Annotated in this window: 19 protein-coding genes and 1 pseudogene; 13 read left to right on the forward strand and 7 right to left on the reverse strand. The window is 58.8% G+C overall.

Annotated features, from left to right (window positions below; translation table 11 throughout):
* The first annotated feature begins 91 nt into the window (after window positions 1-91).
* The 4 genes and pseudogenes from metG to MJP36_RS24320 all read left to right on the forward strand — a co-directional run bounded on the left by metG (window position 92) and on the right by MJP36_RS24320 (window position 4,506).
* Entirely contained in the window at window positions 92-2,143 is a 2,052-nt protein-coding gene (gene metG, locus MJP36_RS24305; RefSeq protein ID WP_060753957.1) for a methionine--tRNA ligase, read from the forward strand.
* A 186-nt stretch (window positions 2,144-2,329) separates the two neighbouring features.
* A pseudogene (rsxB, locus tag MJP36_RS28240) lies at window positions 2,330-2,704 on the forward strand (electron transport complex subunit RsxB); the annotation flags it as partial.
* An 873-nt stretch (window positions 2,705-3,577) separates the two neighbouring features.
* On the forward strand, window positions 3,578-4,216 hold the full coding sequence (gene nth / locus MJP36_RS24315) for an endonuclease III (RefSeq protein WP_060753955.1): 639 nt from the start codon (window positions 3,578-3,580) through the stop codon (window positions 4,214-4,216).
* Window positions 4,217-4,323: 107 nt separating this feature from the next.
* Entirely contained in the window at window positions 4,324-4,506 is a 183-nt protein-coding gene (locus MJP36_RS24320; protein ID WP_060753954.1) for a PA3496 family putative envelope integrity protein, read from the forward strand.
* Window positions 4,507-4,588: 82 nt separating this feature from the next.
* Here MJP36_RS24320 and MJP36_RS24325 read toward each other — a convergent pair whose 3' ends face one another.
* The 3 genes from MJP36_RS24325 to MJP36_RS24335 form a co-directional block, all read right to left on the reverse strand.
* Window positions 4,589-5,221: a response regulator transcription factor gene (locus MJP36_RS24325; protein WP_060753953.1), complete on the reverse strand. Its 633-nt coding sequence runs from the start codon at window positions 5,219-5,221 to the stop codon at window positions 4,589-4,591.
* A 623-nt stretch (window positions 5,222-5,844) separates the two neighbouring features.
* Window positions 5,845-7,062, reverse strand: coding sequence for an argininosuccinate synthase (locus tag MJP36_RS24330; protein ID WP_025856870.1), 1,218 nt, complete (start codon window positions 7,060-7,062; stop codon window positions 5,845-5,847).
* Between the two features lie 142 nt (window positions 7,063-7,204).
* Window positions 7,205-8,113: a flagellar protein MotY gene (locus tag MJP36_RS24335; RefSeq protein WP_104995644.1), complete on the reverse strand. Its 909-nt coding sequence runs from the start codon at window positions 8,111-8,113 to the stop codon at window positions 7,205-7,207.
* 156 nt (window positions 8,114-8,269) lie between these two features.
* On the opposite strand from MJP36_RS24335, the gene pyrC reads away from it, so the two are divergent.
* Both pyrC and rnt read left to right on the forward strand, forming a co-directional pair.
* Entirely contained in the window at window positions 8,270-9,316 is a 1,047-nt protein-coding gene (gene pyrC / locus MJP36_RS24340) for a dihydroorotase (RefSeq protein WP_060753950.1), read from the forward strand.
* Window positions 9,313-9,984 (forward strand): ribonuclease T, encoded by a 672-nt coding sequence (rnt, locus tag MJP36_RS24345; protein ID WP_060753949.1) that lies wholly within the window; start codon window positions 9,313-9,315, stop codon window positions 9,982-9,984. Before pyrC ends, rnt begins: the two co-directional genes overlap by 4 nt.
* A gap of 65 nt (window positions 9,985-10,049) precedes the next feature.
* Here rnt and MJP36_RS24350 read toward each other — a convergent pair whose 3' ends face one another.
* Window positions 10,050-10,652, reverse strand: coding sequence for a peroxiredoxin (locus tag MJP36_RS24350; protein WP_034096135.1), 603 nt, complete (start codon window positions 10,650-10,652; stop codon window positions 10,050-10,052).
* A 244-nt stretch (window positions 10,653-10,896) separates the two neighbouring features.
* On the opposite strand from MJP36_RS24350, the gene MJP36_RS24355 reads away from it, so the two are divergent.
* Together MJP36_RS24355 and bfr are read left to right on the forward strand one after the other, a co-directional pair.
* Window positions 10,897-11,115, forward strand: coding sequence for a bacterioferritin-associated ferredoxin (locus MJP36_RS24355; RefSeq protein ID WP_081086986.1), 219 nt, complete (start codon window positions 10,897-10,899; stop codon window positions 11,113-11,115).
* Between the two features lie 201 nt (window positions 11,116-11,316).
* The gene (gene bfr / locus MJP36_RS24360; RefSeq protein ID WP_060753948.1) at window positions 11,317-11,787 is read left to right on the forward strand and encodes a bacterioferritin; all 471 of its coding nucleotides are present in this window, start codon (window positions 11,317-11,319) and stop codon (window positions 11,785-11,787) included.
* An 81-nt stretch (window positions 11,788-11,868) separates the two neighbouring features.
* Here the strand turns inward: bfr and grxD are convergent, their stop codons facing one another.
* The gene (gene grxD / locus MJP36_RS24365) at window positions 11,869-12,207 is read right to left on the reverse strand and encodes a Grx4 family monothiol glutaredoxin (protein ID WP_060753947.1); all 339 of its coding nucleotides are present in this window, start codon (window positions 12,205-12,207) and stop codon (window positions 11,869-11,871) included.
* A gap of 86 nt (window positions 12,208-12,293) precedes the next feature.
* Complete coding sequence (locus MJP36_RS24370) at window positions 12,294-14,402, reverse strand: molybdopterin oxidoreductase family protein (RefSeq protein WP_244384174.1); 2,109 nt, start codon at window positions 14,400-14,402, stop codon at window positions 12,294-12,296.
* A gap of 434 nt (window positions 14,403-14,836) precedes the next feature.
* Here MJP36_RS24370 and argF point away from each other — a divergent pair, with 434 nt between their 5' ends.
* Together argF and MJP36_RS24380 are read left to right on the forward strand one after the other, a co-directional pair.
* The gene (argF, locus tag MJP36_RS24375; protein WP_090366486.1) at window positions 14,837-15,757 is read left to right on the forward strand and encodes an ornithine carbamoyltransferase; all 921 of its coding nucleotides are present in this window, start codon (window positions 14,837-14,839) and stop codon (window positions 15,755-15,757) included.
* The gene (locus MJP36_RS24380; protein ID WP_244384175.1) at window positions 15,754-16,860 is read left to right on the forward strand and encodes an ABC transporter ATP-binding protein; all 1,107 of its coding nucleotides are present in this window, start codon (window positions 15,754-15,756) and stop codon (window positions 16,858-16,860) included. Before argF ends, MJP36_RS24380 begins: the two co-directional genes overlap by 4 nt.
* Window positions 16,861-17,093: 233 nt before the next feature.
* Here the strand turns inward: MJP36_RS24380 and ybaK are convergent, their stop codons facing one another.
* A complete protein-coding gene (gene ybaK / locus MJP36_RS24385; protein ID WP_060753943.1) occupies window positions 17,094-17,564 on the reverse strand; it encodes a Cys-tRNA(Pro) deacylase in 471 nt (156 codons plus the stop codon).
* 327 nt (window positions 17,565-17,891) lie between these two features.
* On the opposite strand from ybaK, the gene MJP36_RS24390 reads away from it, so the two are divergent.
* The 3 genes from MJP36_RS24390 (at window position 17,892) to MJP36_RS24400 (ending at window position 21,184) form a co-directional block, all read left to right on the forward strand.
* Complete coding sequence (locus tag MJP36_RS24390; protein ID WP_060753942.1) at window positions 17,892-18,746, forward strand: MIP/aquaporin family protein; 855 nt, start codon at window positions 17,892-17,894, stop codon at window positions 18,744-18,746.
* A gap of 81 nt (window positions 18,747-18,827) precedes the next feature.
* Window positions 18,828-20,333, forward strand: coding sequence for a glycerol kinase GlpK (gene glpK / locus MJP36_RS24395; RefSeq protein ID WP_090366489.1), 1,506 nt, complete (start codon window positions 18,828-18,830; stop codon window positions 20,331-20,333).
* A gap of 95 nt (window positions 20,334-20,428) precedes the next feature.
* Complete coding sequence (locus MJP36_RS24400; protein WP_060753940.1) at window positions 20,429-21,184, forward strand: DeoR/GlpR family transcriptional regulator; 756 nt, start codon at window positions 20,429-20,431, stop codon at window positions 21,182-21,184.
* Window positions 21,185-21,302 lie beyond the last annotated feature (118 nt).

Genomic DNA, 21,302 nt, shown 5'->3' on the forward strand with positions numbered 1-21,302 from the left:
CGGGATGATTTTGAAACAACGCCACGGGGTGAAATATATTTCCCGGCGCTTTATAGTGGCCGACCTCCGTTTCATCAAGTAGCCGAGCCCCATGTCCGAGCCACGCAAGATCCTCGTCACCAGCGCCCTGCCCTATGCCAATGGTTCCATCCATCTTGGCCATATGCTTGAGTACATCCAGACCGATATGTGGGTGCGCTTCCAGAAGCATCGCGGCAATCAATGCATTTATGTCTGCGCGGACGACGCCCACGGTTCGGCCATCATGTTGCGCGCCGAAAAAGAAGGGATCACGCCAGAACAACTGATCGCCAATGTGCAGGCTGAACACAGCGCCGACTTTGCCGAGTTCCTGGTGGATTTCGACAACTTCCACTCGACCCACTCCGAAGAAAACCGCGAGCTGTCGAGCCAGATCTACCTGCGGCTCAAGGATGCCGGGCACATCGACCAGCGTTCGGTCACCCAGTATTTCGACCCGGAAAAGAAAATGTTCCTGGCCGACCGCTTCATCAAGGGCACCTGCCCTAAATGCGGCTCCGAAGACCAATACGGCGACAACTGTGAGAAATGCGGTGCCACCTACGCACCCACCGACCTGAAAGATCCGAAGTCGGCCATCTCCGGCGCCACCCCGGTACTGAAGGACTCCCAGCACTTCTTCTTCAAGCTCCCGGATTTCCAGCAGATGCTGCAAGCCTGGACCCGCAGCGGCACCCTGCAGGACGCCGTGGCCAACAAACTGTCCGAGTGGCTCGACAGCGGCCTGCAACAGTGGGACATCTCCCGCGATGCGCCGTACTTCGGTTTCGAGATCCCGGGCGAACCTGGCAAGTACTTCTATGTATGGCTGGATGCGCCGATCGGCTACATGGCCAGCTTCAAGAACCTGTGCGACCGCACCCCGGCGCTGGACTTCGACGCGTTCTGGGGCAAGGACTCCACCGCCGAGCTGTATCACTTCATCGGCAAGGACATCGTCAACTTCCACGCACTGTTCTGGCCGGCGATGCTTGAAGGTTCGGGCTACCGCAAGCCGACCGGCATTGCCGTACACGGCTACCTGACGGTCAACGGCCAGAAGATGTCCAAGTCCCGTGGCACCTTCATCAAGGCGCGCACGTACTTGGACCATCTGTCGCCGGAATATCTGCGTTATTACTACGCCTCCAAGCTGGGCCGTGGCGTCGACGACCTGGACCTGAACCTGGAAGACTTCGTACAGAAGGTCAACTCGGACCTGGTCGGCAAGGTGGTCAACATCGCCAGCCGTTGCGCCGGCTTTATCCACAAGGGCAACGCCGGCCTGCTGGTCGCCGAAAACGCCGCGCCGGAGCTGACCGAAGCCTTCACGGCCGCTGCGCCAAGCATCGCCGACGCCTATGAAGCCCGCGACTTTGCCCGCGCCATGCGCGAAATCATGGGCCTGGCCGACCGAGCCAACGCCTGGATCGCCGACAAGGCACCGTGGTCGCTGAACAAGCAGGAAGGCAAGCAGGCTGAAGTGCAGGCGATCTGCGCCACGGGCGTCAACCTGTTCCGCCAATTGGTGATCTTCCTCAAGCCGGTACTGCCACTGCTGGCCGCCGACGCCGAAGCGTTCCTGAACGTCGCGCCGTTGACCTGGAACGATCACGCCACCTTGCTCGGCAACCATCAGTTGAATGAGTTCAAGCCACTGATGACCCGCATCGACCCGGCCAAAGTCCAGGCCATGACCGACGCTTCGAAAGAAGACCTGACTGCCAGCCAGACCGACACCGGCGAGTCCGCTACGACCGGCAATGGAGAGCTGGCCAAGGACCCGATTTCTCCGGAAATCGAGTTTGACGCCTTTGCGGCCGTGGACCTGCGTGTTGCACTGATCGTCAAGGCCGAAGCAGTAGAGGGTGCCGACAAGCTGCTGCGCCTGACCTTGGACATTGGTGACGAGCGACGCAATGTCTTCTCCGGGATCAAGAGCGCGTATCCGGACCCGTCCAAACTCGACGGGCGCCTGACCATGATGATCGCCAACCTCAAGCCACGGAAGATGAAGTTCGGCATTTCCGAAGGCATGGTGATGGCGGCAGGCCCTGGCGGCGAAGAAATCTACCTGCTCAGCCCGGACAGCGGCGCAAAGCCGGGCCAACGCATCAAATAACCGGCTGTGTAGTGAGCGGGCTTGCCCGCGCTGGGTGGCGCAGCCGCCCCAATAAGGACGCCGCAGTAGTTTCAGAAACACCAAGACGCCTGGATTTGGGGCGGCTGCGCCACCCAGCGCGGGGCAAGCCCGCTCACTACAAGCCCTGTTTGTTCAACTGGCATGCCAATGGTCACGAACCTGATTCAACGTATCGACGCGCTGCTGCCGCAGACCCAATGCGGCAAATGCGGGCATCCGGGCTGCAAGCCTTATGCTGAGGGTATCGCCCTTGGTGAGGCGATCAACAAGTGCCCTCCCGGTGGGGAGGAAACCATCGCCGGCCTGGCGCAATTGCTGAAAGTGCCGATTCTGGCGCTGGATACCAGCCGAGGAGAAGCCCCGGCCCAAGTCGCCTACATCCGAGAAGCCGAATGCATCGGTTGCACCAAGTGCATCCAGGCCTGCCCGGTGGACGCGATTGTCGGAGCCGCCAAGTTGATGCATACCGTTATCATCGATGAGTGCACAGGTTGCGACCTTTGTGTCGCGCCCTGCCCGGTCGATTGCATTGAGATGCGCCCAGCGACCTCTGTGTTGCCGATTGTGGGTGGCCTGGCAGCTAATGACCACCAGCACCATGAACGCGGCCTCAAGCGCGACCGGGCACGACGGCGCTTCGAGCAGCGTAATGCCCGCCTGCAACGCGAAGAAGCGCGCAAGCTCGACGAACGCCTGGCACGGGCCAAGCGCTCGGCGCCGGTTATGCCCATGCCGACCGATTCAGCCCAGGACGCTGCGGTCAAAAAAGCCAAAATCACGGTCGCAATGAGTCGCGCTCAGTTGCACAAATCCTTGAAAGCTTTTGGTCACCCACCGGCCTTTGAGCAACAGTCGCAACTGATCGTGCTGCAACAGCAGTTCGAAGCGGCGGAGCAGGCCCTCGCGGCCCTGGAGGTCCCCAGCCCGACAGCGCTGCCGAGTCAAAAAGACCCAGCGCTCAAGCGCGCAAAAATCCAACTGGCAATGCGTCGCGCCGAACTGAAAAAAGCCCAGGACCTGAACGCTGACCAACAGCAATTGGCAACCTTGAGCGCAGCGCTGGTCAGCGCCGAGCAAGCCTTGCATGACGCTGAGAATGACAGCGAGCAACCCAGGCCCGACTTGCAGCGCGTAGAAAAACGCCCCATCGACGCAGAACTGCGCCAGTTGAAAACCGCCTTGGCCTATGCCCGGGCCGAGGTCAGCAAGTTACAACGCCAACCTGGCTGCAGCGCGACTGAGCTGGACGCCGCACAGCACAAGCTGGACGAGGCACAGCGCCAAGTGAACGCGCGTACCGGCGCGTAAGCCGCGACAGACGCTGCCGGGTGTGCGGATGATGGTTTATCCTGCACGACCCGGCCCCCCACCTTTGAACACTATGCTGCCCGCTTGCAAGGAAACGCCCGCCCCATGAACGCTGCCAAACGCCTGGAAATTTTCCGCAGGTTTCACGAAGACAATCCCGAACCCAAAACCGAGCTGGCCTACTCGTCGCCGTTCGAGTTGTTGATTGCGGTGATCCTTTCGGCTCAGTCCACAGACGTTGGCGTCAACAAGGCCACGGCCAAACTGTATCCGGTGGCCAATACACCGGAGGCCATTTACGCCTTGGGCGTGGACGGTTTGTCGGAATACATCAAGACCATCGGCTTGTACAACAGCAAGGCCAAGAACGTCATTGAGACCTGCCGCCTGCTGATTGAACTGCATGGCAGTGAAGTGCCGCAAACCCGTGAAGCGCTGGAAGCGCTCCCCGGTGTGGGCCGAAAAACCGCTAACGTCGTACTCAATACGGCATTCCGGCAACTGACCATGGCGGTGGACACGCATATCTTCCGCGTCAGCAACCGTACCGGGATTGCTCGCGGCAAAAACGTGGTGGAGGTGGAAAAACAATTGATGAAGTTCGTGCCCAAGCCGTATTTGCTCGATTCCCACCACTGGCTGATCCTGCACGGGCGATATGTCTGCCAGGCCCGCAAACCACGCTGCGGGAGCTGCCGCATCGAAGACCTGTGCGAATACAAGGACAAGACGTCCGACGATTGAGTGATCATTAGTTTTTGCAATCAATCGATTGAAAAAATCTTTTTTACCCGATCATGGATTATCGTTATAAGGAGCGCCAACGGCAGTCTTAGCCTGGAGTTAACCTTATGAGCACTGGCAAAGAACAACTGGATGTAGAAGACGACCTCATTGCAGAGGCGGATGACGAAGGAGATGCCCCTGTTGTAGAGGTGGCCAAGACCAATTTGAGCAAACGCCGCACTATCGACAATCTTCTGGAAGAGCGACGCTTGCAAAAACAGCTGGCCGATTACGACTTCGATCTCTGATCGACTCGTGAACGACCGGAAGCCTCCCTGACGGAGGCTTTTTTGCCGGTATACGAATGCCGGAGCGGTGGAATGTCTTAACTCATACCAGCCCGTTGCGCTGGGCCAGTTCAATCAGGTCGACGAGGGAGCGGGCATTGAGCTTGAGTAGCAAACGGGTCTTATAGGTGCTGACGGTCTTGTTGCTCAGGAACATACCGTCGGCAATCTCCTTGTTGGTCTTGCCCCGGGCCAGTTGCTGCAGCACCATCATCTCTCGCCCCGACAAGCGCTCGACCATGTCAGCTTCACTGGCGTTGCCCATGGTGGAGCGCACCGAATTAAGCGCCTGGTTCGGAAAATAGCTGTAGCCGGAGAGCACCGCCTTGATGGCACTCAACAACTCGGTCAGGTCCTGCTGCTTGCACACATAACCGGCCGCCCCAGCCTGCATGCAGCGCATGGAAAAATGCCCCGGGGCCTGGGATGTCAGTACCAACACCTTGAACGGTGCAGGTTGTTTGGTTGAAGCCAGCCGGCAGATGACTTCCAGCCCATCGAGCTTGGGAATTCCGATGTCCAGTATGACAATGTCCGGCGTATGTTCCCGTGCAAGTTGCAAGGCATCGACACCGTTATCAGTCTCGGCAACGACCTCATAACCATGACGTTCCATCAGCATGCGCACAGCAAGACGAATGACGGGATGATCATCCACGATCAGCACTTTATTCATGAGAAAGTCCAATTTCGCTGTTCGAATTATTTAGAGCAAGCACAATAGCCTAGTCGTTTCATAGTTGGCATAGCGTTACCCCCCGAGCAACAGCAAGCAGAGACCCAACCCACAACGATATAAGAATTAACCTACAAAAAACCAACAACTCGGATGTGTCGAGTTTTATAAGACCTTTCAGACCTTTCCGGGCTTTTACATATTTTGAGTGAAATCTCCAGCGGGTATGGGGCATGCGGTAAACGTGGCGTACGCACCTTTCAGCAAATGCCCCTTGCCTCTTGCCTGCACACGGGAAAGCCGGCATAAAAAAATCGACTGCTTTAGTTCCATTTAACATATTTTCTTACACCCAAAATTCCTACAGACGTTTCAGCGCCAAATGGCTTCGCTGTACTTTTGTGAGTGAATTTCCTGTAAGGCTAGTTCCTGTTCAGGTGTAAAAAATTCATTCCCCCTACAAAATTCAATTATCCCTGGAGCAAATCAAACGAAATAAAAAGCGCCAACTACAAAACTATCAACAGGCGTTTATAACTTTAAACACTTCACTCCGGTTAAAAATAACAGGCAAAAAAAATGGCCCCTTGAACAAGGGGCCATTTTCACTGCGGGCGAATCACTCAGAACAACGAGCGACCTTTGTTGGCCGCGATGCGCATGCGCAATGCGTTCAACTTGATAAAGCCTGCCGCGTCCGCCTGGTTGTAGGCGCCGCCATCTTCTTCGAAAGTGGCGATGTTCGCGTCGAACAACGACTCATCGGACTTGCGACCGGTGACGATCACATTGCCCTTGTACAGCTTCAGGCGCACAACGCCGTTCACGTGGACCTGGGAAGCGTCGATCATCTGTTGCAGCATCAGACGCTCAGGGCTCCACCAATAGCCGGTGTAGATCAGGCTGGCGTACTTGGGCATCAACTCATCTTTGAGGTGTGCCACTTCACGGTCCAGGGTGATGGACTCGATGGCACGGTGAGCGCGCAGCATGATGGTGCCGCCTGGGGTTTCGTAGCAGCCGCGGGACTTCATGCCCACGTAACGGTTCTCAACGATGTCGAGACGACCGATACCGTGCTCACCGCCGATACGGTTCAGGGTCGCCAGTACGGTGGCCGGGGTCATTTCGACGCCGTCCAGCGCGACGATGTCGCCGTTGCGGTAAGTCAGTTCCAGGTACTGCGGTTTGTCGGGTGCGTTCTCCGGGGAGACGGTCCAACGCCACATGTCTTCCTCGTGCTCGGTCCAGGTGTCTTCCAACACGCCGCCTTCATAGGAGATGTGCAGCAGGTTGGCGTCCATCGAGTACGGGGATTTCTTCTTGCCGTGACGCTCGATCGGGATTGCGTGCTTTTCAGCGTAATCCATCAGCTTTTCACGGGACAGCAGGTCCCATTCGCGCCAAGGTGCAATCACTTTTACGCCGGGCTTGAGCGCATAGGCGCCCAGTTCAAAACGGACCTGGTCGTTGCCCTTGCCGGTGGCGCCATGGGAAATGGCGTCGGCGCCGGTTTCATTGGCGATTTCGATCAGACGCTTGGCGATGAGCGGACGCGCGATCGAAGTACCCAGCAGGTACTCGCCTTCGTAGACGGTGTTGGCGCGAAACATCGGGAAGACGAAATCGCGGACGAATTCTTCGCGCAGGTCGTCAATGTAGATCTCTTTCACGCCCATGGCTTGCGCCTTGGCACGTGCAGGTTCGACCTCTTCGCCCTGACCCAGGTCAGCGGTGAAGGTCACCACTTCACAGTTATAAGTATCCTGCAGCCACTTGAGGATCACCGAAGTGTCCAGGCCGCCGGAATACGCGAGAACGACCTTGTTTACGTCGGCCATGCCATCACTCCACGGGGTTGTACGGAAAGGCGTCGATTCTACCGACCAAAACCGTGAATTTACAGAGGCGCGACAGCAAATGAAGATAAAGCGACAGATTATGTCGAGCGGGCGACCGATGGTCGCACCTTATGAGCGCGCTTTATGAAATATGCGCGGGGTTGCTTGGGGCTGCGGTCGAAGGCGCCGGTTTCTCGGGCGCCGCGACCCGTTCAAGCTGGATATTCACGCGACGGTTGCGCGCACGGTTGGCCGCATTGGTGTTGGGCGCCAGTGGGTAGCTTTCGCCGTGGAAACGCAGAGTGATTTGCGATTCTGGAATACCGTTGGCCTTGAAGTAGTCCATCACCGCCAGCGCACGACGCCGCGACACATCGCGGTTGGTCAGGCGGTTACCACTGTTATCGGAATGGCCGTTCAACTCGATATGATTGACCGTGGGATCGGCTTTCATGAACGCAAGAATCACCGACAGCTTTTTCTTGGCCGCCGCATCCAGCTCGATACCACCGCCAGGGAACCCGACCTCGGTCTGCTTGACCTGATCGTAATTCATCGGCAGCAACTTTGCGGTGCACAACTGATAATCGTTGTAGGCCTTGCTGAACTTCACCGGCAGCAGGCGAATTTCCGAATAGCCGCCTTCACGCGCGTAATGCCGCACGGTTGGGCTACGCCCTTCCAGTAAACCACTGAACAGACGACCGGCTTGGGCCTGGGAGCTATTGAACAACACGTCGCCGCTGCCGACCCGCACGGCACCCAGGTTGATGTCACCGCGGCCGGGTTGCCAGGGAGCAGCGGCGGCCAACAAGGTGGCTGAACCGGCACCCAGCGACCCGTTAAAGGCTTTCAGACGAAACGTCGCCTGCTCGCCGGCCCGGCGCACGAACTCACCAGAGCCGAAATCGGTGATCGGCTGGGTCAGACGGCACTCGAACTGATCGCCCTCCACCTTCCACTCAATATTCTCCAGGCGTGTCTGGAACGTGAGGGCCATCACAGGCAGGCTGGCGAACGCACTGAGCAGGGCTAGATAATGCTGGCGCACGGGAGGCTCCACTGGTTTCTACAACACTTCAAAGCGTCATACATCGTTAAGGCATACCCGGGGATATCGGTCGCATCCTGCAAAACTTGATAGCGAGTGCCTGCAAGAGTCTTTTCCGGTAGCATTCCCACCAGATTGACCCGCCTGGAATCCCCAATGTCCGACCGCCTGACCCTGCTGCGTCCCGACGACTGGCATATTCATCTTCGCGATGGTGCTGCGTTACCCCAAACTGTGGCCGATGTCGCGCGCACGTTCGGCCGCGCCATCATCATGCCTAACCTGGTACCGCCGGTCCGTAATGCCGCCGAAGCCGATGCCTATCGCCAGCGTATCCTCGCTGCACGGCCGGCCGGCAGCCGCTTCGAACCGCTGATGGTGCTCTACCTGACCGACCGCACCCAACCTGACGAGATCCGCCAGGCCAAAGCCAGCGGTTTCGTGCATGCCGCCAAGTTGTATCCGGCGGGCGCGACCACCAATTCCGATTCCGGCGTGACCAGTATCGACAAGATCCTGCCGGCCATCGAAGCCATGGCCGAAGTCGGCATGCCGTTGCTGATCCACGGTGAAGTCACCCGTGGCGATGTCGACGTATTCGATCGTGAAAAGATTTTCATCGACGAGCATATGCGCCGGGTGGTCGAGCTGTTCCCGACCCTCAAGGTCGTGTTCGAACACATCACCACAGCCGACGCCGTGCAGTTCGTCACCGAGGCTTCGGCCAACGTCGGCGCTACCATCACCGCCCACCACCTGCTCTACAACCGCAACCACATGCTGGTAGGCGGGATTCGGCCGCACTTCTATTGCCTGCCGATCCTCAAGCGCAACACCCACCAGGTGGCCTTGCTGGATGCGGCGACCAGCGGCAACCCGAAGTTCTTCCTCGGCACCGACTCCGCCCCCCACGCCCAGCACGCCAAGGAAGCCGCGTGCGGTTGTGCCGGCTGCTATACCGCGTATGCGGCGATCGAGTTGTATGCCGAAGCGTTCGAACAGCGTAATGCCCTGGACAAGCTCGAAGGCTTCGCCAGCCTCAATGGCCCGCGTTTCTACGGCCTGCCGGCGAATACCGACCGTATTACCCTGGTCCGTGAAGACTGGACCGCCCCTGCCAGCCTGCCGTTCGGCGAGCTGACTGTCATCCCGCTGCGCGCCGGTGAAACACTGCGCTGGCGCCTGCTGGAGGAAAACACGTGAGTGAAGACCATTTCGACGACGAACACGAGCACAGTGGCGGCGGCTCCCGTCACCCGATGGCCGAGCGGTTTCGCGGCTATCTGCCGGTTGTCATCGACGTAGAAACCGGTGGTTTCAATTGCGCCACCGACGCGCTGCTGGAAATTGCCGCCACCACCATCGGCATGGATGAACAGGGTTTCGTGTACCCGGAGCACACCCACTTCTTCCGTGTCGAGCCGTTCGAAGGCGCCAACATCGAAGCGGCAGCCCTGGAATTTACCGGCATCAAGCTGGACCACCCGCTGCGCATGGCTGTAAGTGAAGAAGCGGCACTGACCGATATCTTCCGTGGCGTACGCAAGGCGCTGAAGGCCAATGGCTGCAAGCGTGCAATCCTGGTGGGGCACAACAGCAGCTTCGACCTGGGCTTCCTGAACGCCGCCGTGGCGCGGCTGGACATGAAGCGCAATCCGTTCCATCCGTTCTCCAGCTTCGACACGGCAACGCTCGCCGGCCTGGCTTACGGCCAGACGGTATTGGCCAAGGCGTGCCAGGCAGCCGGTATCGACTTTGACGGTCGCGAGGCCCACTCGGCACGCTACGACACCGAGAAGACCGCCGAGCTGTTCTGCGGCATCGTCAACCGTTGGAAAGACATGGGCGGCTGGGAAGACTTCAACGACTGAAGTCATACCCCGCACATAAAAAAACCGGCCTTCTCAGGCCGGTTTTTTTGTACCGAGATTCTGGCTTACAGCTTGCCAGCGTTCTCGGTCAGGTAAGCCGCAACGCCTTCTGGCGAAGCGTTCATGCCTTTGTCGCCTTTTTTCCAGTTGGCAGGGCAAACTTCGCCGTGCTCTTCGTGGAATTGCAAAGCGTCAACCAGACGGATCAGCTCTTCCATGTTACGGCCCAGCGGCAGGTCGTTGATGATCTGCGAACGTACGACGCCCTTGTCATCGATCAGGAATGCGCCACGGAAAGCCACGCCGCCTTCGGACTCAACGTCGTAGGCTTTGGCAATCTCGTGCTTCATGTCGGCAGCCATGGTGTATTTGACTTTGCCGATACCGCCATCATTGATGGCAGTGTTGCGCCAAGCGTTGTGGGTGAAATGGGAGTCGATGGAAACGGCTACCACTTCAACGTTGCGCGCCTTGAAATCGTCCATGCGGTGGTCCAGAGCAATCAGCTCCGAAGGGCAGACGAAGGTAAAGTCCAGCGGGTAGAAGAACACCAGGCCGTATTTGCCTTTGATGGCTTCAGACAGTTTGAAGCTGTCTACGATTTCGCCGTTGCCGAGGACGGCAGGTACGTCGAAATCCGGGGCTTGTTTACCGACGAGTACGCTCATGGGGTATCTCCTGATGTGGGGTGACGATTGAAGTAAAAGGACCGGTCGTGAGTCTGCCGCATTCCGACGACAGCCCTGTGACGCAGTCACGCTTCGTGAAGACCGACCATCATACACTGAAAAAACCGTTCGTCAGTGCGGGCGCAGTGCCAGTAACGGACCCTAAGATTCTACTTTGACAATCATTCTCGTTAACATTAAGATCCACCGCACTTAAGCCTCAAACCTGCGACGGTTCTCCCTTATGTATGTCTGCCTCTGCACTGGCGTCACCGACGGACAAATCCGCGAAGCAATCTACGAAGGTTGCTGCAGCTACAAGGAAGTACGCGAAACCACCGGCGTTGCCAGCCAGTGCGGAAAATGTGCGTGCCTGGCCAAGCAGGTGGTACGGGAAACCCTGACGCAGTTGCAGACAGCCCAGGGCGCGCTCCCCTATTCAGCAGAATTTACACACGCTTGAATCAGCATATTTTGAAGAACCGGACTTAGTGTCCGGTTTTTTTATGCCCGTAATTCAATTAGTTAGCGCCAAGACGCGGAACACAAACATTCTTATTCCTATTAATTTTCATTTATTATTCAATAACTTAGGTTTGACACCCTGTAATTGGCCGCTCAAACTCCGCCCTATACACAGCAATTACAGGGCAGGACCCCAGTCATGAAAGGCGACATCTCAGTCATCCAGCAACTCAATAAAATCCTTGCCAATGAACTGGTCGCGATCAATCAGTACTTCCTGCATGCACGCATGTATGACGATTGGGGCCTGGAAAAGCTGGGCAAGCGTGAATACAAGGAATCCATCAAGGCCATGAAGGATGCGGACGCCCTGATCAAGCGCATCCTGTTCCTGGAAGGCCTGCCGAACGTGCAGGACCTGGGCAAGCTGAACATCGGCGAACACACCCAGGAAATGATCCGCAGCGACCTGAAGTTCGAACACAAGAGCCACAGCGACCTCAAGGCTGCCATTGCACATTGTGAAAGCAAGGGCGACTTCGGCAGCCGCGAACTGCTGGAAGACATCCTGGAAGATCAGGAAGAGCATATCGACTGGCTGGAAACCCAACTGGGCCTGATCGACAAAGTCAGCCTGGAAAACTACCTGCAATCGCAGATGGGCGAATAAGCCCTTCGTACGCAGGTACAAAAAAGCCCCGCTCTCTCACGAGAAGCGGGGCTTTTTATTGCAGGACTTTCTACATGAGCATCAAGCGTCAGTCTTGGCTGCTGCGTTTGCCGCTGCATCTTTGATCAGCGTTTGCAACGAACCATCAGCCGCCATCTCAACGATGATGTCACTGCCGCCGACCAGCTCACCGGCTACCCACAGTTGCGGGAACGTCGGCCAGTTGGCGTATTTCGGCAGGTTGGCGCGGATCTCAGGGTTTTGCAGGATATCCACGTAAGCGAATTTCTCGCCACACGCCATGATGGCCTGGGAAGCCTTCGCGGAGAAACCGCACTGAGGAGCGTTTGGCGCGCCCTTCATGTAAAGCAGAATGGTGTTGTTGGCAATCTGCTCTTTGATCGTTTCGATGATATCCATGGAACACCTCTGCAGGAACTTCGCGACTCACTGGTCGGCACGGTGACGCATTGTAACGCAAAATTCCAGCGTGGTGCTCAGGCAGCTTAAGCCGCCGCCACCCGCACGGGCACCCCGTTCAGCGCGGCGTTCCCGGATAACTCATCCAACTGCCGTTCATCGGTCAAGTCATTCGCACTGGCCCCTGGCTGCCCGCTGGCGATGGTCATCTGTACCCCGGGGCGGCCATGGCCCCAACCGTGGGGCAGGCTGACCACCCCGGGCATCATGTCCAGGCTGGCGAGCACCTCCACTTCGACCATGCCGATACGCGAGCTGACGCGTACCCGCTGACCATCACTCAACTGGCGCCGGGCAAGGTCGTCGGGATGCATCAGCAACTGGTGGCGAGGCTTGCCTTTCACCAGGCGGTGATAGTTATGCATCCAGGAATTATTGCTGCGTACGTGCCGGCGACCGATCAGCAGCAGCTCATCGGCCATGGGTACCGGCTGTGCCGCGAAACGCGCCAGATCCGCCAGGATCACGGCGGGCGCCGCCTGCACCTGGCCATTCGCGGTTTTCAGGCGCGCCGCAAGATTGGGCTTGAGCGGTCCCAAGTCCACGCCATGGGGATGATCGACCAACATCGCCACCGACAATTTGTGGCTGGAGGCATCGCCGTACACGCCGGCACGCAACCCGAAATCAATCATTCGCGCGGGCTCCATGGTCGGCTTGAGCGCCACACCGGTCCGCGTGGCAAAGGCCTTGGCCAGGCCGACAAAGATCTCCCAATCATGCAAGGCGCCTTCAGGCTTGGGCAGGATCGCGCGATTGAAACGGGTGACGTTACGCACGGCGAACATATTGAAGGTGGTGTCGTAGTGGTCGTTCTCCAGCGCCGAGGTGGACGGCAGGATCAGGTCGGCATAGCGCGTGGTTTCGTTGATGTAGAGGTCGATGCTGAGCATGAACTCAAGGCCATCCAGCGCTTGCTCCAGCTGGCGGCCGTTGGGCGTCGACAGTACCGGATTGCCTGCCACCGTCACCAGCGCACGGATCTGCCCTTCGCCTTCGGTCAGCATTTCTTCGGCCAATGCCGACACGGGCAACTCACCACCGTACTCCGGACGCCCGGAAACCCGACTCTGCCAACGATTGAAATGCCCGCCGGCGGTGGACGCCACCAGGTCCACCGCCGGCGTGGTGCACAGCGCACCGCCGACACGGTCCAGATTGCCGGTCACCAGGTTGATCAGTTGCACCAGCCAATGGCACAGCGTGCCGAAGGCCTGGGTAGAGACGCCCATTCGCCCATAGCACACGGCCCTGTCGGCGGCGGCAAAGTCCCGCGCCAACTGGCGAATCTGCTCGGCCGGCACTGCACATTGACGGCTCATGGCGTCGGCGCTGAACCCGGCGATCGCGCGCCTCACCTCCTCAAGCCCCTCAACCGGCAAATGACTGGCGCGGGTCAGGTTCTCGCTGAACAGCGTGTTGAGCACTCCGAACAACAGCGCTGCATCCCCTCCCGGGCGCACGAACAGGTGTTGATCAGCTATCGCTGCCGTCTCGCTGCGCCGTGGGTCGACCACCACCACTTTGCCGCCACGCGCCTGGATGGCTTTCAGGCGCTTCTCTACATCCGGCACGGTCATGATGCTGCCGTTGGACGCCAGCGGGTTGCCGCCGAGGATCAGCATGAAGTCGGTGTGGTCGATATCCGGGATCGGCAACAGCAGGCCGTGGCCGTACATGAGGTGGCTGGTGAGATGGTGGGGCAACTGGTCCACCGAGGTCGCCGAGAACCGATTGCGCGTCTTGAGCAAGCCAAGGAAGTAGTTGCTGTGGGTCATCAGCCCGTAGTTGTGCACGCTGGGGTTGCCCTGATACACCGCCACTGCGTTCTGCCCATGCCGGGCCTGGATGCCGGCCAGCCGCTCGGCGACCTGTGTGAATGCCTCCTCCCACGAGATCGGCTGCCACTCGCTGCCCACCCTCAGCATCGGTTGGCGCAGACGGTCGGGATCATTCTGGATATCTTGCAGCGCCACGGCCTTGGGGCAGATATGCCCGCGGCTGAACGTGTCCTGCGGGTCACCCTTGATCGAGGTGATCGCCAGGTGGCCGTCGTCGGCCAGGGTGGTTTCCAGGGTCAGCCCGCAGATGGCTTCACACAGATGGCAGGCTCGGTGGTGGAGAGTCTTGGTCATGGCCAGTCTCTTTATAAGGGCTTTGGCCAGACTATGGACCCAGCCCCCCAGCGCCGCCAGCACCGTTCGCCGTGTGAATCGACGGCTATCAGGCCAAGCCATAGGGGTAAGCATGAGCAAATGTTACAAGCTGCGCATGCCCCCTCTGAAACCGACACAGCCTGGCCTGGGCCCGCCCTCGCGCATTGCAAAAGGCTGCAACGCCAGTGTACAAAGGCTCTACTGCTGTGAAGAATCAGGCTTCAAAAGCGCCTTCGCGCCCTTCTTGAACACCCATAAAACCGTAGCCCTATTGGTAAGACGCGACATTTAATGTCAATATCGCGCCTTCCCCTATTTCGTCGCCCCGTGCGGCTTTCGCCGCAGGTCTCGCCCGTTGTCACAATAAACAAGGCTTTGAGTATCTGCGGTCTGTTGCAAAAAGGTAGTTAATGATGAGCGCAAGGCACTTTCTCTCCCTGATGGATTGCACGCCCGAAGAGCTGGTCAGCGTGATCCGTCGAGGCATTGAGCTTAAAGACCTGCGTAACCGCGGCGTACTGTTTGAGCCCTTGAAAAACCGCGTACTCGGGATGATTTTCGAAAAGTCCTCGACGCGCACCCGCTTGTCCTTCGAAGCCGGCATGATCCAACTGGGCGGCCAGGCGATCTTCTTGTCGCCGCGTGATACCCAACTGGGACGGGGTGAGCCGATCAGCGACTGCGCCATCGTCATGTCGCGCATGCTCGATGCGGTGATGATCCGTACCTTCGCCCACAGCACTTTGACTGAATTTGCCGCCAACTCCCGTGTACCGGTGATCAATGGCCTGTCCGATGACCTGCATCCCTGCCAATTGCTGGCCGACATGCAAACCTTCCTTGAGCATCGCGGCGCGATCCAGGGCAAGACCGTGGCCTGGATCGGCGATGGCAACAACATGTGCAACAGCTATATAGAAGCGGCGATCCAGTTCGACTTCCAACTGCGCATTGCTTGCCCCGAAGGCTACGAGCCGGATGCGCGCTTCCTTGCGCAGGCGGGTGACCGCGTCACCATCGTGCGCAACCCGCGCGATGCGGTGATCGGTGCGCACCTGGTGAGTACCGACGTCTGGACCTCCATGGGCCAGGAAGAAGAAACTGCCAAGCGCCTGACCCTGTTCGCACCCTTCCAGGTCACCCGCGCCCTGCTCGACCTGGCTGCGCCGGACGTCCTGTTCATGCACTGCCTGCCGGCTCACCGTGGCGAAGAAATCAGCCTCGACTTACTCGACGACCCTCGCTCGGTCGCCTGGGACCAGGCCGAAAACCGTCTGCACGCGCAGAAAGCCCTGCTCGAATTCCTGGTTGAGCCGGCGTATCACCACGCATGAGTCATAGTCTTCTGCTGAACCTGCACAATCTGGCATGCGGCTATCAAGCTCAACGGGTGGTGCAGAACCTCAACCTGCACCTCAATGCAGGTGACATCGGTTGCTTGCTGGGCTCCTCGGGCTGCGGCAAAACCACCACCCTGCGTGCGATTGCCGGGTTTGAACCGGTGCACGAAGGTGAAATCCGCCTGGCCGGCGAAGTCATCTCCAGTGCAGGTTTCACCTTGGCACCCGAGAAGCGTCGCATCGGCATGGTGTTCCAGGACTACGCACTGTTTCCGCACCTGAGCGTGGCCGACAACATCGCCTTCGGCATTCGCAAACACCCGCAAAAAGATCGCGTGGTCGCCGAGCTGCTCGAACTGGTCAACCTGAAGAACCTGGGCCAGCGCTTTCCCCATGAGCTTTCCGGTGGCCAACAGCAACGGGTCGCCCTCGCCCGCGCCCTGGCGCCGGAGCCGCAGCTTTTGCTGCTCGACGAACCCTTCTCCAACCTCGACGGCGAACTGCGACGCAAGCTCAGCCATGAAGTGCGTGACATCCTCAAGGCACGCGGCACCAGTGCGATCCTGGTCACCCACGACCAGGAAGAAGCTTTCGCCGTCAGTGATCAGGTCGGGGTTTTCAAAGAGGGTCGCCTTGAACAGTGGGACACGCCCTACAACCTCTATCACCAGCCGCAGACACCTTATGTGGCCAGCTTCGTCGGCCAAGGCTATTTCATTCGCGGCCAGCTGAGTTCGCCGCAATCGGTCAGCACCGAACTGGGCGACTTGCGCGGTAAGCGTGCCTATACCTGGCCTACAGGTGGCGCAGTGGACGTATTGCTGCGCCCGGATGACATCGTTTATGCACCGGACAGCCCGTTGAAAGCGCGGATTGTCGGCAAAACCTTCCTCGGTGCCTCGACCTTGTACCGCTTGCAGTTGCCAACGGGCGCTCAATTGGAGTCGATCTTCCCCAGCCATGCCGATCACCGGGTCGGGGCAGATGTGGGCATTCGTGTTGCCGCTGAACATCTGGTGCTGTTCCAGGCGTCAGGCAGCGTTGCCGCGCAGGTCCCGCACGCCAACGCCGGCGTACGCCGCTACAACCCGGCGTAACGACCGGTCACGCCCTAATGCCAGTCAGTTAAAGGGTGGGATGTAGAACACATCGTCTGTAGTGAGCGGGCTTGCCCCGCGCTGGGTGGCGCAGCCGCCCCAACAAGGACGCCGTGGTGTTTCAGGAAGATCGCGGTGACTGAATTTGGGGCGGCTTTGCCACCCAGCGCGGGGCAAGCCCGCTCACTACAGAGTTTGGTTGCGGCAGGTTCTCTTAATTGACGAGCATTAGGTCATGCCCGGCCAATTTCGGCGAATTTGGCCTGGGTATGTTCAGCCAGTACGGCCGCCGGTAGCTCAACCTCCAAGCCCCTCCTCCCCGCACTGACAAAAATCGTCGCAAACGGTTGTGCCGTCACGTCGATGAACGTGCGCAGACGCTTTTTCTGGCCCAACGGGCTGATTCCGCCCAATAGGTAACCGGTAGCGCGTTGCGCCGACGCCGGGTCCGCCATCTCGACTTTTTTCACCCCTGCGGCGTGGGCCAGGGCTTTTAAATCCAGACTTCCGACGACCGGCACCACCGCCACCAGCAACTCACCTTTCTCACTGCTGGCCAGCAGCGTCTTGAATACCTGCGCCGGGTCGAGCGCCAATTTTTCCGCGGCCTCCAAGCCATACGACGCCGCCTTGGGGTCATGTTCATAACTGTGAATGCGATGTTCGGCGCGAACTTTTTTCAACAGGTCCAATGCGGGGGTCATGAGCGCTCCAGGCTGGGCAAACTGATGGCCAATTCTAGGCCAAGTCCATGCAAAACGCTCTAGTGCGCCCCTGAGATAACCCTTGTGCAACGCGCCTGGCATGATCATTCACCACACCAATAGTTCGAAAATGACCAATAGTTCACTTTCGACCTTTGACAGGCGTCATTCTTGTCTATATTTTTTCGTTTACGAATACTGCAGGAATACCACCCGCAGCACTCGAGCAGTAGACCGCGAGTCAGGATGGGGATCCTTTCCACGGTAAAAGTCGACGCTCGCCCATTGCGACGAGACAACAGACAACAACAAAAACAGAGGTTTTCCATGACAACTGCTCTTCAACAGCCTTCACTTTCGAGCCAATGCATGGCCGAGTTCCTGGGGACTGCGCTTCTGATCTTCTTCGGTACCGGTTGTGTGGCTGCGCTCAAGGTCGCGGGTGCCAGCTTCGGGTTATGGGAAATCAGCATTATCTGGGGGGTCGGCGTAAGTATGGCGATCTACCTGAGTGCCGGCATTTCCGGGGCTCACCTCAACCCGGCAGTCAGCATCGCCCTGTGCATCTTTGCCGATTTCGAAAAGCGCAAACTGCCCTTCTATATCCTGGCCCAGATCGCCGGTGCGTTTTGCGCCGCCGCGTTGGTCTATACGCTCTACAGCAACCTGTTTTTCGATTACGAACAAACCCACCATATGGTTCGCGGCTCCCAGGCCAGCCTGGAATTGGCGTCGGTGTTCTCCACCTACCCCCATGCGCTGCTGAGCACAGCCCAGGCGTTCCTGGTGGAGATGATCATCACCGCGATCCTGATGGGTGTGATCATGGCACTGACTGACGACAACAACGGTTTGCCACGCGGCCCGCTGGCACCTCTGCTGATCGGCCTGCTGATTGCGGTGATCGGTAGCGCCATGGGCCCGCTGACCGGTTTTGCGATGAACCCGGCACGTGACTTTGGCCCCAAGCTGATGACCTTTTTCGCCGGTTGGGGTGAAATGGCCTTCACCGGTGGTCGCGATATTCCTTACTTCCTGGTGCCGATTTTCGCTCCGATCGTCGGCGCATGCCTCGGCGCTGCTGCCTATCGCGGGTTGATTGCCCGTCACCTGCCGAGCGCCGCCCCCACTGTTTCTGAAACAACTGACACGGCTGTCAACGGCAAGACGCATATTTCCTGATAGCGCCGGCCTGGCGCCCACTGCCCTTTTTGCGGCCCAGGCTGGTTAATAACTTCCTTATTTTCGTCCAAGGCAATCGACATGACCGACATTCAGAACAAGAACTACATCATTGCCCTTGATCAGGGCACCACCAGTTCGCGGGCGATCATTTTCGATCGCGACGCCAACGTGGTGTGCACCGCCCAGCGTGAATTCGCTCAGCATTACCCACAGGCTGGCTGGGTCGAACATGACCCGATGGAAATCTTCGCCACCCAAAGCGCGGTGATGGTCGAGGCACTGGCCCAGGCTGGCCTGCACCATGATCAGGTGGCCGCCATCGGCATCACCAACCAGCGTGAAACCACTGTGGTGTGGGACAAAATCACCGGCCGCCCGATCTACAACGCGATCGTCTGGCAGTGCCGCCGCAGCACCGAGATCTGCCAGCAGCTCAAGCGAGATGGCCATGAGCAATACATCAGCGACGCCACGGGCCTGGTGACCGACCCGTATTTCTCCGGCACCAAGCTCAAGTGGATCCTCGACAACGTCGAAGGCAGCCGCGAGCGTGCCCGCGCCGGCGAGCTGCTGTTCGGCACCATCGACAGCTGGCTGATCTGGAAATTTACCGGCGGCAAGACCCACGTTACCGACTACACCAACGCCTCGCGCACCATGCTCTTCAACATCCACACCCTGGAGTGGGATGCGAAGATGCTGGAGATCCTGGACATCCCGCGGGAAATGCTGCCGGAAGTGAAATCTTCCTCGGAAATCTACGGCCGCACCAAAAGTGGCATTGCCATCGGCGGCATCGCCGGTGACCAGCAAGCCGCCCTGTTCGGCCAGATGTGCGTAGAAGCGGGTCAAGCCAAGAACACCTACGGCACCGGTTGTTTCCTGCTGATGAACACCGGCGACAAAGCCGTGAAGTCCAAGCACGGCATGCTCACCACCATCGCCTGCGGCCCGCGCGGCGAAGTGGCCTACGCCCTGGAAGGCGCGGTATTCAATGGTGGCTCCACCGTGCAATGGCTGCGCGATGAGCTGAAAATCATCAACGACGCCCACGACACCGAATACTTCGCCGGCAAGGTCAAGGACAGCAACGGCGTATACCTGGTACCGGCCTTCACCGGCCTGGGTGCTCCGTACTGGGACCCCTACGCACGCGGCGCACTGTTCGGCCTGACCCGTGGCGTACGCGTGGACCACATTATTCGTGCAGCCCTGGAGTCGATTGCCTACCAGACTCGCGACGTTCTCGACGCCATGCAACAGGACTCGGGCGAACGCCTCAAGGCCCTGCGCGTGGACGGCGGCGCAGTGGCCAACAACTTCCTGATGCAGTTCCAGGCCGATATCCTCGGCACTCAGGTCGAGCGCCCGCAAATGCGCGAAACCACAGCCCTCGGTGCGGCATACCTGGCAGGCCTGGCGTGCGGTTTCTGGGGCAGCCTGGACGAGTTGCGCGGTAAAGCGGTGATCGAGCGCGAATTCGAACCTCAGCTCGATGAGGCAGCCAAGGAGAAGTTGTACTCCGGCTGGCAAAAAGCGGTCAGCCGCACCCGCGACTGGGAGCCTCACGAAGGCGCTGAATAAGCCAGGTACCGAGCCCAAATCGGGTTGTAACTGGCGGGGAGCCGCTTGCTGCGTCATCATGGGCCACTTTTGTATGGCAGCCCAAAGGACGCCCCATGAATCTGCCTCCCCGCCAACAACAAATCCTCGAACTGGTCCGCGAACGCGGCTACGTCAGTATCGAGGAAATGGCGCAGCTGTTCGCTGTCACCCCGCAAACCATCCGCCGCGATATCAACCAACTGGCGGACGCCAATCTGCTGCGCCGCTACCACGGCGGCGCGGCCTATGACTCCAGTGTCGAGAACACCGCGTACGCCATGCGTGCCGACCAGATGCGCGATGAGAAACAGCGCATCGGTGAAGCCATCGCCGCGCAGATTCCCGACCATGCCTCATTGTTCATCAATATTGGCACCACCACCGAGTCCATAGCCCGCGCGCTGCTCAACCACAACCACCTGAAAATCATCACCAACAACCTCAACGTCGCCGCCATGCTCAGCACCAAGGACGATTTCGATGTGTTGCTGACCGGTGGCAATGTGCGCCGCGACGGCGGTGTCGTGGGCCAGGCGAGTGTCGACTTCATCAACCAGTTCAAGGTCGATTTTGCCCTGGTCGGCATCAGCGGCATCGACGAAGACGGCAGCCTGTTGGATTTCGACTATCAGGAAGTGCGGGTTTCGCAGGCGATCATCGCCAATGCGCGCCAAGTGATCCTGGCGGCGGACTCGAGCAAATTCGGGCGCAATGCCATGATTCGACTGGGGCCAATCAGCCTGGTGGATTGCCTGGTGACCGACCAGCAACCGGTACCGGCGTTGGTGCAGCTATTGAACCAGCACAAGGTTCGCCTGGAAGTCGTCTGAAGACTACAAATATCCTGTAGTGAGCGAGCTTGCCTCGCTCACTACAGGCTGCCTTCATGTTCACAAATTTTCCTTTCCCCGCCCTTCGATGAGTTTTTTCAATCGAAGTCGGGTGGCT

It is taken from the genome of Pseudomonas palleroniana (genome assembly GCF_022836895.1).
Lineage (GTDB): Bacteria > Pseudomonadota > Gammaproteobacteria > Pseudomonadales > Pseudomonadaceae > Aquipseudomonas > Aquipseudomonas palleroniana.

What these genes read in the sequence shown, in the direction of transcription:
- metG (WP_060753957.1), top strand. Translation starts at nt 92, where the DNA reads ATGTCCGAGCCACGCAAGATCCTCGTCACCAGCGCCCTGCCCTATGCC.
- nth (WP_060753955.1), top strand. Translation starts at nt 3,578, where the DNA reads ATGAACGCTGCCAAACGCCTGGAAATTTTCCGCAGGTTTCACGAAGAC.
- MJP36_RS24320 (WP_060753954.1), top strand. Translation starts at nt 4,324, where the DNA reads ATGAGCACTGGCAAAGAACAACTGGATGTAGAAGACGACCTCATTGCA.
- MJP36_RS24325 (WP_060753953.1), bottom strand. Translation starts at nt 5,221, where the DNA reads ATGAATAAAGTGCTGATCGTGGATGATCATCCCGTCATTCGTCTTGCT.
- MJP36_RS24330 (WP_025856870.1), bottom strand. Translation starts at nt 7,062, where the DNA reads ATGGCCGACGTAAACAAGGTCGTTCTCGCGTATTCCGGCGGCCTGGAC.
- pyrC (WP_060753950.1), top strand. Translation starts at nt 8,270, where the DNA reads ATGTCCGACCGCCTGACCCTGCTGCGTCCCGACGACTGGCATATTCAT.
- MJP36_RS24350 (WP_034096135.1), bottom strand. Translation starts at nt 10,652, where the DNA reads ATGAGCGTACTCGTCGGTAAACAAGCCCCGGATTTCGACGTACCTGCC.
- MJP36_RS24355 (WP_081086986.1), top strand. Translation starts at nt 10,897, where the DNA reads ATGTATGTCTGCCTCTGCACTGGCGTCACCGACGGACAAATCCGCGAA.
- bfr (WP_060753948.1), top strand. Translation starts at nt 11,317, where the DNA reads ATGAAAGGCGACATCTCAGTCATCCAGCAACTCAATAAAATCCTTGCC.
- grxD (WP_060753947.1), bottom strand. Translation starts at nt 12,207, where the DNA reads ATGGATATCATCGAAACGATCAAAGAGCAGATTGCCAACAACACCATT.
- MJP36_RS24370 (WP_244384174.1), bottom strand. Translation starts at nt 14,402, where the DNA reads ATGACCAAGACTCTCCACCACCGAGCCTGCCATCTGTGTGAAGCCATC.
- argF (WP_090366486.1), top strand. Translation starts at nt 14,837, where the DNA reads ATGAGCGCAAGGCACTTTCTCTCCCTGATGGATTGCACGCCCGAAGAG.
- MJP36_RS24380 (WP_244384175.1), top strand. Translation starts at nt 15,754, where the DNA reads ATGAGTCATAGTCTTCTGCTGAACCTGCACAATCTGGCATGCGGCTAT.
- ybaK (WP_060753943.1), bottom strand. Translation starts at nt 17,564, where the DNA reads ATGACCCCCGCATTGGACCTGTTGAAAAAAGTTCGCGCCGAACATCGC.
- MJP36_RS24390 (WP_060753942.1), top strand. Translation starts at nt 17,892, where the DNA reads ATGACAACTGCTCTTCAACAGCCTTCACTTTCGAGCCAATGCATGGCC.
- glpK (WP_090366489.1), top strand. Translation starts at nt 18,828, where the DNA reads ATGACCGACATTCAGAACAAGAACTACATCATTGCCCTTGATCAGGGC.
- MJP36_RS24400 (WP_060753940.1), top strand. Translation starts at nt 20,429, where the DNA reads ATGAATCTGCCTCCCCGCCAACAACAAATCCTCGAACTGGTCCGCGAA.